This window comes from Micromonospora sp. NPDC004540 (assembly GCF_040610095.1).
GTDB lineage: Bacteria > Actinomycetota > Actinomycetes > Mycobacteriales > Micromonosporaceae > Micromonospora.
Genome location: NZ_JBEXLR010000021.1, coordinates 59548 through 73885, shown reverse-complemented (window position 1 = coordinate 73885; position 14338 = coordinate 59548). Strand labels below are relative to the sequence as shown.

The window sequence follows — 14338 nt, the reverse complement described above, 5'->3', positions numbered from 1 at the left end:
CGGGCGGGCGCCTCGGGCGCGGGTCTCGGCCACCGCTGGTCACCGCCCCAGGGCGGTGACCAGCGCCTTTCCGAATTCGCTCAGCGCGCGCAGCGCCACGAGGGTCAGCGCGAGGCCCGGGATCCGGGGCCGGCTGTAGGTGTTGATCAGCCGGTACCAGACCCGCAGGCCGGCGACGCGGCGCCGGCTGATGTTGTCGGCGTGCCGGTGGAACCGGACGACCGGGTGGGCCAGGTGCACGAGGGCCACCCCGCCGGCGAGGGCGCGCAGGACCAGCTCGACGTCCACCTTGATGGGCGTGTTCTCGTCGTAGCCGCCGATGCCGGTGAGCACCGACCGCTCGATCGACATGCCGGAGTGCTTGAACGGCAGGCGCGGACGGCTCAGCACCGCCCACAGCATCCGCCGCGGCGACCGGTAGGCCGGCAGCCGGATGACCCGGCCGCCGGTGGCGGTGAGTTCCTCGTAGTCGGTGTAGACCCAGCGGGCACCGGTGCGCTGGAGGACCTCGTGGATGCGGGCGAGGCCGTCCGGGGCGAACTCGTCGTCGGAGTCCAGCACGGTGACGTAGCGGCCGCGGGCCACCTTGAGCGCGGTGTTGCGGGCCGCGCTGATCCCCGAGGGGCGCTGGCGGACCAGCCGGATCCGCTCGTCGGCGAGGAGGCCGGCCGCCGCCAGCCCCTCCTGGACCGGCACCGTCGAACCGTCGTCGACGATGACCACCTCGTAGTCGTCGAACGTGCCGTCGAGGACGCTGCGGACGGACTTGACCAGCAGGGCCGGCCGGTTCCGGACGGCGATGCAGACGGAGATGGCCGGGGTCGTCGGGGGCGCCGCAACGGCGTACGGGTCGACGGCCGGCTGCGCCGGAGTGTGCGGTAGGGGCGGACGCGGAACGGCGTCACCCAGCGGCTGCGGCGGGGCGGCGGGCGAGGCGGCCATCATGGACGGCGGTGACGTGCCGCGGCCGTGGTCGGCGTGACCGCCCGGCCCCCTGTCGGCGTGCGATCTCGTGTTCCCATGTCTGGCGCCACCCCCGTGTGCGTCTGTCATAGCGAGGTCGGGTCGACCGGTCCATACCGGACGACCACTCCGGTGAGACACTCTACGGTCACGGCCTGTTGCCAGGCATCAGGATTGTACGCAGGCGCGCCCGTGTCCTGGAACCACCGGACGGGTGGGTCTCATCTCCCGGGGTCGTCGCCCCGGGTCGCCGTCGCCGGGCCGTCCGGGCCGGGCCTGCGCACCCGTCTCGCCAGCGCGAGGATGTCGTCGGTGGCGAGGATGTCGGTGTCGCGGTCGCGGACGTCCGAGGGATCGCGGACCACCGGGAGCATGGCCGTGGCGGCGTTGTAGAGCGACGCCTCCGCCTCGCGCGAGCGGCGCCACGACCACCAGGCCAGGCCGACGATCGTCCACAGCAGAGCCGGCAGCAGCGGATCCTCGAACGCCGGCGACAGGAAGGCGACGAGGACGGCGAAGAGCATCGCGCCGATCCCCCAGACCACCGCCGCCGACGGCGGGCCCCGGTGGCTGGCCGTGCGGGCCGGCCGGCGGGTCGCCCGCAGCAGCGGCCGCGTCACGAAGAACAGCCAGACGAGGAACGCGATGAGCCCGAGGACGCCGCTCTCCATCACCAGGTGCAGCCAGAACGAGTCGATCTGCACGGCCTGGAAGCCGTAGCGGCGGAAGCCCTCCGGCCCGAACTTCGGGTTCTTGTGCCAGTCGGGGTTGTTCTTCTCCGCGACCACGCCGCCGAACTGGCCGATGCCGAAGCCGAGCAGCGGCTGCCGGGGCAGGATGTCGGCGGCCTGCTGGAGGTAGAGCACCCGGATCTCGCGTACCGGCGCCGGCGAGGGCGTGGGGGTGGCGGCGTTCGACGGCCGGGCGGAGCCCGACGGGCGGGCCGTCGCGGACGGCGGGCGGCCGGAGGTCGACGGGCGGGCGGTGGCCGACGGCGGCCGGGCGGACGCCGACGGGCCGGCGGCCTGCGACGGCGGCCGGGCGGAGGCCGACGGCGCGGTCGGGGTGGCCCGGTGTTCGCTGCCGGCCGGGTGGTGGAAGCCGGAGAAGGCGTTGCCGATCCGGCGCTCCCACTCGGCCCGGTTGTCGGGCCGGGCCGCGATCTGCGCCACCGTGCAGAGCACCAGGATCAGGCAGACCGTGAGGACCCGCCGGGCGCTGCCCCGGACCAGGACGGCGATGACCACGGCGGCGGCGAGGACGCCCAGCAGCGACTCCCGGGACTGGCTCGCGGACAGTGCCAGCGCCACCACCCCGGCCACCGCCCACCAGGCGAAGCGGACCCGCGGGTGCACCGCCACCCAGGCGATGAAGCCCAGCAGGGTGAGCCCGAGCAGGTGCCCCAGGTGGTTCGGGTGCGGTTGCAGGCCCTGCGCCCGGCTCTGCCCGGCCCAGGTCAGGTCGACCCAGCCGAGCGCCCGGTACGCCGGCGTCCCGACCACCATCTGCACGAGCGCGAGCAGCACGTTCAGCCCGACGACGGCGGCCACCACGAGCAGCAGCCGGCGGACCTGCTCCGGCCGGAGGTCGGCCGCGCGCAGGGCGTAGAAGACCAGCACGCCCCGGAAGTAGACGAAGAGCGCCTGGCCCATGAGGCTCATCGAGGAGTCGTTGACCAGGCCGGCGAGCACCATGACCAGGCCGAGCACGACCAGCGCGAGATCGGCCGCGGTGCGGAACCGCCGCCACAGCCGGTCCACCACGATCTTCACGGCGGTGAGCGCCGCCAGCACCGCGTAGAGGCCGGTCTTGAGCTGCTTGGGCCACTGCGCGGCGGTGTCCAGGTTGACCCGGGGGTCGGCGCTGGTGGGTCCGGTGAGGACCTGCGCCCAGGTCTCGAAGAGCACGTGCACGAGCAGCGCCCCGACCGCCACCACGATGGCGATCGAGAGCAGGTGTGACAGCCGGGACGAGCGGGGGTCGCCGACGGGACGCCGGGTGACCGGGGTCGCGGCGTCCGCGCTCACCCGCGCCGCCGGACCAGCGCCGCGACCAGCAGCGCGAGCACGAGCACCAGCGCGGTGCCGGCGCCGGCCAGCAGCCACCGGGCCCACTGCGGCGCCTCGGCCGCCTCGGTGCCGCCCTCCAACTGCTGCCGGTTGGCGGCGTTCTGCCGGTACGCCTCGGCCATCCGGTTCTCCGGCGCCCCCTCGGCGACCGTGGCGAGCCGCTCGACGGCGGCCGGGAACCGGCCGGTGAAGTACGCGTCGAGGCCCTCGCGGTAGAGCTTGTCGGAGTCGCCGAGGCCGGGGGTCACGTTGGCGCCGCTCAGCAGCTCCGTGAAGGCCGCCGGGGGCAGCACCACGCGGTTCGCCCGGTCCGGGCGGGCGAGGTCCTGGTCGAGCATGCCGATCACGCGCCCGGCCGTGTCGACGGCGATGCCGCCGTAGGAGGTGCCACCGATGTCGTCGGCGAGGCGCCACATCGACGCCGCGCCCCGCCGGCCGGTGCCGGCGATCCTGACCTCCTTGGCCCGGGGCAGGTAGGTGGCGACGCGGGGGTCGGTGTCGTCGGCGCCGAAGCCGAGGATCAGCAGCTTGCCGCTCTCGGTGACCGCGGCGCCCGGGTTCAGCTCCACGGCCGGCAGGTTGCTCCGGTCGAGCTTGACGAGCGCGACGTTGCCCGTCGCGGCCGTCTGCGCCGCGACCACCCGGGCCGGCACGGCCTTGTCCTCGGTGATGTTGCCCTTGGCCTCGGTGAGCTGGGCGTACAGCTGGCTGCTCGGCTCGGTGCCCGGGTCGACGCCGGTGAACAGGGTCTTCTCCAGGTTGGCCGTGATGTAGCCCTGGACCTGGGCGGCGGTGAGCCTGCCCTCGCGGACCATCATCCGGGCCGCCCCGTCGAGCGCGATCCGCCGCGCGAACTCCTCGTCCGGCTTGACGCAGGAGCTGCTGGTCAGGACGTGGCCGTCCCCCTTGACGACGAACCCGGTGCACCGCCGGTTGAAGACGATCGGCGCGGCCCGTAGCGGCGCCTTGCTGACCTTGTCGCGCAGGTAACCGGTGAAGACGGCCTCGAAGAAGACCAGCGACGGGCCGGCGACGGCCACGGCCCGCTCCTGCGGGCTGGACGGCGGGAACTGGCTCCACGGCGTCAGGCCGGGGTCCGCCGGGGCGGCGGTCGGGAAGGCGTCGACCGGGGCCGGCGTGCCCGGGTCGTCGCCGCCGCCGGCCGCGGTCACGCCCACCCCGCCGACCGCCGCGACGATGCCGAGCGCGAGCGCGGCGACGGCGAGCCAGAGCGCGGCCCCCCGCCCCGCGCCGCGGGCGCCGGACTCGGTGGGCTGGATCCGGCGTACGGGCTGGTGGAACGGGTCGGCGGGCGGGACCGAGACGGGCATCGCGACCGGGGCGGGCGAGGTCGGCACCGGCTCCGGGGCCGGCTGCTGCGGCGCGACGGCCTGCTGCGGCACCGGGGTCTGCTGCGGCGGAATCGCGCCCTGCTGCTGCGGCACGGCGGCGTGCATGGCCCACGGCAGCTGCGGGGGGCCGGAGGTGGGGCTCGGTGAGATCGGCGCCGCGGAGACCTGCCGCGGCGGCTCGGTGACCGTGCCGGCGGCCGGAATCAGGATGTCCGCCTGCGCCTCCGCCGGGTGCAGGTCCATGCCGAGGTTCTGGAACAGGCGCTGCGCGCCCATCCCCTCCTCCGCGGGGTACGCCACCCATGGCCGCGGGCCGGCGAAGTCGGCGTTGACGTAGCGCAGTCCACCTTGGGCGTGGGCCATCGCGTTCGCGGCGTTCGCGAACGCCTCCCGCCACGGCTGGTCCGTCGCCGCGGCGCCGTCGAGCACCGCCACGGTCACCAGCCGGTCCTGCCCGTCGATGGCCCACCACGCCGTGCCCACCTGGCAGACGCCGAGCGCCTCGGTGAACCTGTACGGACCAACCGGCTGCATCCCACGACTCCTCTGCTCACCCGCCGTGCGGATAGTACAGAGACCACGCCCGCGACTCTGCCCTCCGGTCACCGCCCGCCCGCAGGACGGAAGGCCACCGCGGCACCGACATCCGGCCCACCGGCGCCGACCAGCCAGGACCTCTGGTCGCATGTGGACCGTGCCCCCGTCGGCGGCCGCCGGCGCCGGGTCGGCGGCCGGCGACAGGCCGGAGGTTGCGCTCTGAAAGTTTTCATGCATAGAGTCAGGCCGTGAATGAAAGCGGCGCGGCACCCACCGACCGCCTGCTCGACCTCTTCCACGGCGTCCGGCTCACACCGACCCAGCGCCGGATCGCGCACTGCCTGGTCCAGCAGGCGGGCGCGGCGGCGTACCTGTCCGCGGCGGAGGTGGCCGAGCTGGCCGGGGTCAGCCAGCCGTCGGTGACCCGGTTCGCCATGGCGCTCGGGCACGACGGCTACCCCGCGCTGCGCCGCCGGGTGCGCGAACTGACCACCACCGGGGCCGCCGACCCGGTCGACGCCGGCAACGCCCTCCAGCGGGCGGTCCACGCCGAGATGGGCAACCTCGACCGGCTCGCCGGGCAACTCGCCGACGCGGGCCGGATCGCCGAGGTGGGCAGGCTGCTCGCGGCCAGCCGCCCGCTGCCGGTGCTCGGGCTGCGCGCCGCCGCTCCCCTCGCGGCGTACTTCGCGTACTTCGCCGCGAAGGTGCACCCGGACGTGCGGGTCCTCGACGACGGCGGCAGCCTCCTCGCCGACCGGCTCGAACAGGCCGCCGCGGCCGGGGCGGGCGCGCTGCTCGCCTTCGTGCTGCCCCGCTACCCCCGGGAGACCCTGGACGCGCTGCGCGAGGCCCGGGACGCCGGGCTGACCGTCGTGGCCATCACCGACTCCCCGGTGAGCCCGGCCACCGATCACGCCGAGGTGGTGCTCCCCGCCGCCGTCGGCACCGACCTGGTCTTCGACCTGCACACCGCCCCCATGACCCTGGCCATGGTGGTGCTCCATGCGATCTGCGACGCCACCCCCGCCGAAACCCAGGCCCGGCTCGAGGCGTTCGAGTCGTCCGCCACCCGTCGTCAGTTGTTCCTCGGCTGAGAGGAGTACGAAATGCACCAGCCCGTCCGCGCCGCCCGCGGCACCGCACGCACCGCGAAGGGGTGGCCGCAGGAGGCCGCGCTGCGGATGCTGATGAACAACCTCGACCCGGAGGTGGCCGAGCGCCCCGAGGACCTGGTGGTCTACGGCGGCACCGGCAAGGCGGCCCGGGACTGGCCGTCGTACCGCGCGCTGGTCCGGACGCTGACCGACCTGCGCGAGGACGAGACCATGCTGGTGCAGTCCGGCCGCCCGGTGGGCGTCATGCGGACCCACGAGTGGGCGCCGCGGGTGCTGCTGGCCAACTCGAACCTGGTCGGCGACTGGGCCACCTGGCCGGAGTTCCGCCGGCTCGAAGCGCTCGGCCTGACCATGTACGGGCAGATGACCGCCGGTTCCTGGATCTACATCGGCACCCAGGGCATCCTCCAGGGCACCTACGAGACGTTCTCGGCGGTGGCCGAGAAGCGGTTCGGCGGCTCGCTGGCCGGGACGCTGACGCTGACCGCCGGCTGCGGCGGGATGGGCGGGGCGCAGCCCCTGGCGGTCACCATGAACGGCGGCGCCTGCCTCATCGTCGACGTGGACCGCAGCCGGCTGGAGCGCCGGGCGCACGACCGCTACCTGGACGAGATCGCCGACTCGCTGGACGACGCGGTCGAGCGGGCGCTCGCCGCGAAGCGGGACCGACGGGCGCTCAGCGTCGGTGTGGTCGGCAACGCCGCGACGGTCTTCCCGGAGCTGCTGCGCCGGGGCGTCGCCATCGACATCGTCACCGACCAGACCAGCGCGCACGACCCGCTGTCGTACCTGCCGGAGGGGGTGGAGCTGGCCGACGCCCGGGACTACGCGGCGACGAAGCCGGCCGAGTTCACCGACCGGGCGCGCGCCTCGATGGCCAAGCACGTCGAGGCGATGGTCGGCTTCCTCGACGCCGGCGCCGAGGTCTTCGACTACGGCAACTCGATCCGTGGCGAGGCGAAGCTCGCCGGCTACGAGCGGGCCTTCGACTTCCCCGGCTTCGTGCCGGCCTACATCCGGCCGCTGTTCTGCGAGGGCAAGGGCCCGTTCCGCTGGGCCGCGCTCTCCGGCGACCCCAGGGACATCGCGGCCACCGACCGGGCCATCCTCGACCTGTTCCCGGAGAACGAGTCCCTGGCCCGGTGGATCCGGATGGCCGGCGAGCGGGTCGCCTTCCAGGGCCTGCCGGCGCGGATCTGCTGGCTCGGCTACGGCGAGCGGGACAAGGCCGGGGTGCGGTTCAACGAGATGGTCGCCTCCGGTGAGCTGAGCGCGCCCGTGGTGATCGGCCGGGACCACCTGGACTGCGGCAGCGTGGCCAGCCCCTACCGGGAGACCGAGGCGATGGCCGACGGCTCCGACGCGATCGCCGACTGGCCGCTGCTCAACGCGCTGGTCAACACCGCCAGCGGGGCGTCCTGGGTGTCGATCCACCACGGCGGCGGCGTCGGCATCGGCCGGTCCATCCACGCCGGGCAGGTCTGCGTGGCCGACGGCACGGCTCTCGCCGGGCAGAAGATCGAGCGGGTGCTCACCAACGACCCGGCCATGGGCGTCATCCGGCACGTCGACGCCGGCTACGACGACGCCCGCGAGGTCGCCGAGCGCACCGGCGTCCGGGTCCCCATGACGGAGGGCACGGAGGGCACGGCGTGACCGACCTGGCCGTCCGGTTCCGCAAGCTGTGGGACGAGCTCGCCCCCGTCGGGCGGGACGCCGGCAGCGGCGGTTACCTGCGCTACGCGCTCACCGAGCCGGAGCTCGCGCTGCGCGCCTGGTTCCGCGAGCAGGCCGAGCAGCGCGGCATGCCGGTCACCGAGGACGGCAACGGCAACCTGTTCGCCTGGTGGGGCGACCCGGCGGCCGGCGACGCCGTGCTCACCGGCAGCCACTTCGACTCGGTGCCGCACGGCGGGGCGTACGACGGGCCGCTCGGCATCGTCAGCGCGTTCCTGGCCGTGGACGAGCTGCGGGCCGCCGGGGTCACCCCGGTACGGCCGGTGGCGGTGGCCGCGTTCGTGGAGGAGGAGGGCGGCCGGTTCGGCGTACCCTGCCTGGGGTCGCGGCTGCTCACCGGCGAGATCGCGGTGGAGCGCGCGGCCGGGCTGCGCGACGCGGCGGGGGTGAGCTTCGCCGAGGCGCTGGGCGACCGGCCGGCGGGCGCCGACCCCGGCCTGCTCGGCCGCTTCGCGACCTTCGTGGAGCTGCACGTCGAGCAGGGCCGCGCGCTGGTCGACCTCGGCGCGCCGGTCGCGGTGGCCAGCGCCATCTGGCCACACGGCCGCTGGCGCTTCGACTTCACCGGCGAGGGCAACCACGCGGGTACGACCCGGATGGCCGACCGCCGCGACCCGATGCTCACCTACGCGTTCACCGTGCTCGCGGCGAACAAGGAGGCCCGGCTGCGCGACGCGCACGCCACCGTGGGCCGGGTGGCCGTCGAGCCGAACGCCACCAACGCCATCCCGTCCCGGGTGACCGGCTGGCTGGACGCCAGGGCGGCCGAGCCGGCGACACTGGACGGCCTGGTCGAGGCGGTCCGGACCAAGGCCGCCGAGCGGGCGCGGCGGGACGGCACCGAGCTGACCTGCACCCAGGAGTCGGCCACCCCGCTGGTGGCCTTCGACGGCGGGCTGGCCGACCGGCTGGCCGCCCTGCTCGACGCGCCGGTGCTGCCCACCGGGGCCGGGCACGACGCCGGGGTGCTGGCCGCGCACCTGCCGACCGCGATGCTCTTCGTGCGGAACCCGACCGGGGTGTCGCACTCCCCCGCCGAGTCCGCCACCGACGCCGACTGCGCCGCCGGGGTGACCGCCCTGGCCCGGGTGCTGGAGGAGCTGGCATGCCGCTGACCCGCTGGCTGGCCGATTACGCCTGGCTGCCCGACCACGCCGAGCCCACCCCCGACGTGCTGATCGAGGCCGAGGGCGGGCGGATCACCGCGGTCACCCCGCTGGTCGGCGGCGGCGCGCCCGCCGCCGGGGTCGAGGTGCTCGGCGACGCGGCCCGCCTGCCCGGGCTCACCCTGCCCGGCCTGGCCAACGCCCATTCGCACGCCTTCCACCGGGCGCTGCGCGGGCGCACCCACGGCGGGCGCGGCGACTTCTGGAGCTGGCGGGACGTCATGTACGACGTCGCCGCCCGGCTCGACCCCGACTCCTACCTGGCCCTGGCCCGGGCCGTGTACGCCGAGATGGCCCTCGCCGGCATCACCTGCGTCGGTGAGTTCCACTACCTGCACCACGGCCCGGAGGGCAAGCCGTACGCCGACCCGAACGCGATGTCGGCCGCGCTGGTCGAGGCCGCCGCGCACGCCGGGATCCGGCTCACCCTGCTGGACACGGCCTACCTGACCGCGAGCGTGGACGGCGCGGAACTGGTCGGGACGCAGCGCCGGTTCGGCGACGGCGACGCGCTGCGCTGGGCGGAGCGGGTCGACGCGTTCCGCCCGGAGGACGACCACGCCCGGGTCGGCGCGGCCATCCACTCGGTGCGCGCGGTGCCCGCCGAGCAGCTCGCCACCGTGGCCGGCTGGGCCGACCGCAACGGCGTGCCGCTGCACGTGCACCTCTCCGAGCAGCCGGCCGAGAACGACGCCTGCCGGGCCGTGCACGGCTGCACCCCGACCCGGCTGCTGGCCGAGCACGGGGTGCTCGGCCAGCACACCACGGCGGTGCACGCCACTCACCCGACCAGCGCCGACGTCGCGTTGCTCGGGGAGAGCCGGACCGGGGTGTGTCTCTGCCCCACCACCGAGCGGGACCTGGCCGACGGGATCGGGCCGGCCCGGCGGATGGCCGAGGCGGGCAGCCCGCTCAGCCTGGGCAGCGACAGCCACGCCGTGGTGGACCTCTTCGAGGAGGCCCGCGCGGTCGAGCTGGACGAGCGGCTGCGCACCCGCAGACGGGGGCACTTCGCCGCCGCCGAGCTGGTCGGCGCGGCCACCGTCGCCGGGCACGCGGCGCTCGGCTGGGGCGACGCCGGCCGGCTGTCGGTCGGTGACCGGGCCGACCTGGTGACGGTCCGGCTCGACAGCGCCCGGACCGCCGGGGTGCCGCCGGTCGGGGCGTTCTTCGCGGCCACCGCCGCCGACGTGACGCACGTGGTGGTCGACGGGCGGACGGTGGTGGCCGACGGCCGGCACCTGACCGTGGACGTGCCGGCCGAGTTGCGCGCCGCCATCGCGGAGGTGACGTCATGAGCGCCAACGGCTTCCCGGAGCGGCCGGTGCGGCCCGGCGACCGGCTCCGGCCGGGAGTGCGGAACTCCGGCAGCCTGCTCGTCGACAACATCGGCGAACTGGTCACCAACGACCCCCGGGCGGGCGACCCGTTGGGACTCCGACGCGACGCCGCCGTGCTGGTCGAGGACGGGCAGGTGGCCTGGGTCGGGCCGGCCCGGGACGCGCCGGCCGCCGACCGGCGGATCGACGCCGAGGGCGGCGCCGTGCTGCCCGGCTTCGTGGACAGCCACGCCCACCTGGTCTTCGCCGGCGACCGGGCCGCGGAGTTCGCCGCCCGGATGGCCGGCGAGCCCTACACCGGGGGCGGCATCCGCACCACCGTCGGCGCGACCCGCGCGGCCTCCGACGACGAGCTGCGGGCCACCGTCCGGCGGCTGCGCGGCGAGGCGATGCGGCAGGGCACCACCACCGTCGAGATCAAGAGCGGGTACGGCCTCACCGTCGCCGACGAGGCCCGCTCGCTGCGGATCGCCGCGGAGTTCACCAAGGACACCACCTTCCTCGGCGCGCACGTGGTCCCCGCCGAGTACGCCGACCGCCCCGACGACTACGTGGGCATGGTGTGCGGGCCGATGCTGGCCGCCGCCGCGCCGCACGCGCGCTGGATCGACGTGTTCTGCGAGCGGGGCGCCTTCGACGTGGACCACGCCCGGGCGATCCTCGCCTGCGGGCAGGCCGTCGGGCTGGGCGTGCGGGTGCACGCCAACCAGCTCGGCCCGGGGCCGGGCGTGCAGCTCGGGGTGGAACTCGGCGCGGCCAGCGTGGACCACTGCACCCACCTGACCGACGCCGACATCGACGCGCTGGCGTCGAGCCGGGTCGACTGCATGTGCCCGGACGGCCTGCACACCGCCACCGTCGCCACCCTGCTGCCCGGCGCCGAGTTCTCCACCCGGTCGCCCTATCCGGACGCGCGCCGGCTGCTCGACGCGGGCGTCACCGTGGCCCTCGCGACCGACTGCAACCCCGGGTCGTCGTACACGTCGTCGATGCCGTTCTGCATCGCGCTCGCCGTACGCGAGATGCGGATGACCCCGGCGGAGGCGGTGTGGGCCGCGACGGCCGGCGGTGCGGCGGCGCTGCGCCGCAACGACGTGGGGCGGCTCGCGCGGGGCGCGCGGGCCGACCTGATGATCCTCGACGCCCCGTCCCACCTGCACCTGGCCTACCGGCCGGGCGTTCCCTTGATCCGCCAGGTTCTGCACAACGGAGTGCCGCAATGTCGACCGTAGTCATCCAGCCCACCGGGATCTCCCCCGCCGACGTGCTCGCCGTGGCCCGCGGCACCGCCAAGGTCGTCCTCGACCCCGCCACCGTGGAGGCGATGGCGACCAGCCGGTCCATCGTGGACGGCATCGAGGCCGCCGGCCGGCCCGTGTACGGCGTCTCCACCGGGTTCGGGGCGCTCGCCAACACCTTCGTGGCGCCCGAGCGGCGGGCCGAGCTCCAGCACGCGCTGATCCGCTCGCACGCCGCCGGGGTGGGCGCGCCGATGCCCCGCGAGGTGGTGCGGGCCATGATGCTGCTGCGGGTGCGCTCGCTCGCCCTCGGCCGCTCCGGGGTCCGCCCGCTGGTGGCCGAGGCCCTGGTGGACCTGCTCAACCACGAGGTCACCCCGTGGGTGCCGGAGCACGGCTCGCTCGGCGCCTCCGGCGACCTGGCGCCGCTGGCGCACTGCGCGCTGGTGCTGCTCGGCGAGGGCTGGGTGCTCGGCCCGGCCGGCGGCCGGATCCCGGCCGGCGACGCGCTGCGCCGGGTCGGGCTGGAGCCGGTGGAGCTGGCCGCCAAGGAGGGGCTGGCGCTGATCAACGGCACCGACGGCATGCTCGGCATGCTGCTGCTGGCCATCCACGACGCCCGGCACCTGTTCGCCATGGCGGACGTGACCGCCGCGCTGGCCATCGAGGCGATGCTCGGCTCGGAGCGGCCGTTCCTGCCCGAGCTGCACGCCATCCGGCCGCACCCCGGCCAGGCCGCCTCGGCCGCGAACATCCACAAGCTGCTGCAGAACTCGGCGGTGATGGACTCGCACCGCGACGACCTGGCGCACGCGGTGCAGGACGCCTACTCGATGCGCTGCGCGCCGCAGGTGGCCGGAGCGGCCCGGGACACCCTCGACTTCGTCGAGGTGGTGGCCGGGCGGGAGCTGCTGTCGGTGGTGGACAACCCGGTGGTGCTGCCGGACGGGCGGGTCGAGTCGACCGGCAACTTCCACGGCGCGCCGCTCGGCTTCGCCGCCGACTACCTGGCCATCGCCGCGTCCGAGGTGGGCGCGATCGCCGAGCGCCGGGTGGACCGGCTGCTCGACGTCACCCGCTCCCGGGAGCTGCCGGCGTTCCTCTCCCCCGACGCCGGGGTCAACTCCGGCCTCATGATCGCCCAGTACACGGCGGCCGGGATCGTCGCGGAGAACCGCCGGCTGGCCGCCCCCGCCTCGGTCGACTCGCTGCCCACCAGCGGCATGCAGGAGGACCACGTCTCGATGGGCTGGGCGGCGACCAAGAAGCTGCGCACCGTGCTGGACAACCTGACCAGCCTCCTCGCGGTGGAGCTGCTGGCCGCCGTGCGCGGGCTCCAGCTCCGCGCCCCGCTGACCCCGTCCCCGGCCGGCCGGGCCGCGCTGGCCGCGCTCGGCGGGGCGGTCGGCGAGCCGGGCCCGGACGTGTTCCTGGCCCCGCTCATGGAGGCGGCCCGCGAGGTGGTGCGCGGCCCCGAGCTGCGCGCCGCGATCGAGCGCGAGGTCGGTCCGCTGGCCTGAGCGGTGACGCCGTCGCCGCGGCTGCTAGCGTTCGCCGCCGTGACCCACGACGACGCCGCGCCGGCGGTTGCCGGCCCGGACGAGGACAGCCTGCTCGGCGCGATCCGGGCCTTCGTACGCGGGCAGGTGGCGCTGGCCGAGCTGCCGGCGGCCGCCATCGTCACCGAGACGGTGGAGTACCTCGACGGCGAGGCCGGGGAGGATCGGCTCGCGGACCTGGCCTGGGCGGTGGTGGCCGAGGAGCTGACCGCGCACCTGGCCGACCAGGAGACCTGGCCGGAGGTGACCGACAGCGACCGGCTCACCGCCGCGTTCCGGGCGCTCGACGCGGCCAGGATCGTGGCCCGGGAGAGCTTCACCTGCTGCCAGAACTGCGGAGTCGAGGAGATCGGCGCCGAGGCGCGGCGGGGCCTGAAGCCGCGCGGCTACACCTTCTACCACCGGCAGGACGCCGAACGCGGCGTCGAAGGCTCGGGGGTGTGGCTCGCCTACGGGGCGTTCGAGGGAGCGTCCGCGGCGGAAATCGGCGCGGAGGTGGCGGCTGCGCTGCGGGCCGCCGGGCTGACGGCCAACTGGGACGGGGAGGTCGGCCGGCGGATCCACGTGCCGCTGCGGTGGCGGCGGCGGCGGATCGGCCGGCTCGCCGCCGTACCCGCCGTCGTGGCGGACGACGTCGACGTCGACGTGGAGCTGCTCGCCAGGTGGACCGGCGTGCACGCCCCGGCGGAGGGACCGGTGCCGGCCGGCCGGTTCACCGCCCTGCAGCTGCCGTGGCTGCCGGCCGCCGCCCCGGTCCGCCTGGAGTGGGAGGGCCGCGCGGTGGAGGTCCGGCGCAGCGGCGACGCGCTGGTCGGCAGTTACGACGACCCGGACATGCCGGAGCTGACCGTGGGCCGGCACGACGGACTGGCGCTGGTCCGGGCGCTGCGCGGCCTGCCCCCGGCCGGCCAGCCGGTGCCCGCACCGGTCGGCTACGTCGAGGTGACCGGCGACCACGCGAAGGGGTCGGACCGGGACGTGCCGATGGAGCTGGCGGAGCTGCTGGCCCGGGTTCGGTCCCTGCGCCCGTCCAGCTACGACTGCCTCACCTGCGTGGGCCGCTCCGGCGCCTGCGTGCAGGCCGCCTGGGAGCCCGGCGGCCTCTGGGTGGAGCACCTCGACACCGAGGCGGCCGTCTCGGTGGGCCGGTACGCCACCCTGGCCGAGGTGGAGCGGGTGCTCACGGCGCTGGCCGTGGAGGACCGGGTGGCCGTGCGCGAGCTGGGCGGCGAGCTGACCACGCTGCACCACCGCTGAGC

10 protein-coding genes are annotated in these 14338 nt (G+C 75.6%); 7 read left to right on the top strand and 3 right to left on the bottom strand.

Annotation, left to right across the window (positions count from 1 at the left end; all coding sequences use genetic code 11):
• Nucleotides 1-39: 39 nt before the first annotated feature.
• From ABZV78_RS10520 to ABZV78_RS10510, 3 genes are all read right to left on the bottom strand, one after another.
• On the bottom strand, nt 40-945 hold the full coding sequence (locus tag ABZV78_RS10520) for a glycosyltransferase (protein ID WP_355637329.1): 906 nt from the start codon (nt 943-945) through the stop codon (nt 40-42).
• 239 nt (nt 946-1184) lie between these two features.
• Complete coding sequence (locus ABZV78_RS10515; RefSeq protein ID WP_355637327.1) at nt 1185-2990, bottom strand: hypothetical protein; 1806 nt, start codon at nt 2988-2990, stop codon at nt 1185-1187.
• Nucleotides 2987-4918, bottom strand: a complete 1932-nt coding sequence (locus tag ABZV78_RS10510) for a trypsin-like peptidase domain-containing protein (RefSeq protein WP_355637326.1) — start codon at nt 4916-4918, stop codon at nt 2987-2989. Before ABZV78_RS10510 ends, ABZV78_RS10515 begins: the two co-directional genes overlap by 4 nt.
• Nucleotides 4919-5169: 251 nt before the next feature.
• Between ABZV78_RS10510 and ABZV78_RS10505 the strand changes: the two genes are divergently transcribed.
• The 7 genes from ABZV78_RS10505 to ABZV78_RS10475 are packed head-to-tail and all read left to right on the top strand — an operon-like array spanning nt 5170 to nt 14336.
• Nucleotides 5170-6018 carry a MurR/RpiR family transcriptional regulator gene (locus ABZV78_RS10505; protein WP_355637324.1) on the top strand — a complete coding sequence of 283 codons (849 nt, stop codon included), beginning with the start codon at nt 5170-5172 and terminating at the stop codon, nt 6016-6018.
• Between the two features lie 12 nt (nt 6019-6030).
• Nucleotides 6031-7695 (top strand): urocanate hydratase, encoded by a 1665-nt coding sequence (hutU, locus tag ABZV78_RS10500; RefSeq protein ID WP_355637322.1) that lies wholly within the window; start codon nt 6031-6033, stop codon nt 7693-7695.
• Complete coding sequence (locus ABZV78_RS10495; protein ID WP_355637320.1) at nt 7692-8891, top strand: allantoate amidohydrolase; 1200 nt, start codon at nt 7692-7694, stop codon at nt 8889-8891. Before hutU ends, ABZV78_RS10495 begins: the two co-directional genes overlap by 4 nt.
• The gene (locus tag ABZV78_RS10490; protein WP_355637335.1) at nt 8888-10240 is read left to right on the top strand and encodes a formimidoylglutamate deiminase; all 1353 of its coding nucleotides are present in this window, start codon (nt 8888-8890) and stop codon (nt 10238-10240) included. Before ABZV78_RS10495 ends, ABZV78_RS10490 begins: the two co-directional genes overlap by 4 nt.
• Entirely contained in the window at nt 10237-11514 is a 1278-nt protein-coding gene (hutI, locus tag ABZV78_RS10485; protein ID WP_355637318.1) for an imidazolonepropionase, read from the top strand. The genes ABZV78_RS10490 and hutI overlap by 4 nt, the downstream gene beginning before the upstream one ends.
• On the top strand, nt 11502-13040 hold the full coding sequence (gene hutH, locus ABZV78_RS10480) for a histidine ammonia-lyase (RefSeq protein WP_355637316.1): 1539 nt from the start codon (nt 11502-11504) through the stop codon (nt 13038-13040). The genes hutI and hutH overlap by 13 nt, the downstream gene beginning before the upstream one ends.
• Before the next feature lie 39 nt (nt 13041-13079).
• Nucleotides 13080-14336 (top strand): hypothetical protein, encoded by a 1257-nt coding sequence (locus tag ABZV78_RS10475; protein WP_355637314.1) that lies wholly within the window; start codon nt 13080-13082, stop codon nt 14334-14336.
• Nucleotides 14337-14338 lie beyond the last annotated feature (2 nt).

Excerpts from the sequence above, each read along its gene's own strand:
- ABZV78_RS10520 (WP_355637329.1), bottom strand. The coding sequence starts at position 945 with ATGATGGCCGCCTCGCCCGCCGCCCCGCCGCAGCCGCTGGGTGACGCC.
- ABZV78_RS10510 (WP_355637326.1), bottom strand. The coding sequence starts at position 4,918 with ATGCAGCCGGTTGGTCCGTACAGGTTCACCGAGGCGCTCGGCGTCTGC.
- hutU (WP_355637322.1), top strand. The coding sequence starts at position 6,031 with ATGCACCAGCCCGTCCGCGCCGCCCGCGGCACCGCACGCACCGCGAAG.
- hutI (WP_355637318.1), top strand. The coding sequence starts at position 10,237 with ATGAGCGCCAACGGCTTCCCGGAGCGGCCGGTGCGGCCCGGCGACCGG.
- hutH (WP_355637316.1), top strand. The coding sequence starts at position 11,502 with ATGTCGACCGTAGTCATCCAGCCCACCGGGATCTCCCCCGCCGACGTG.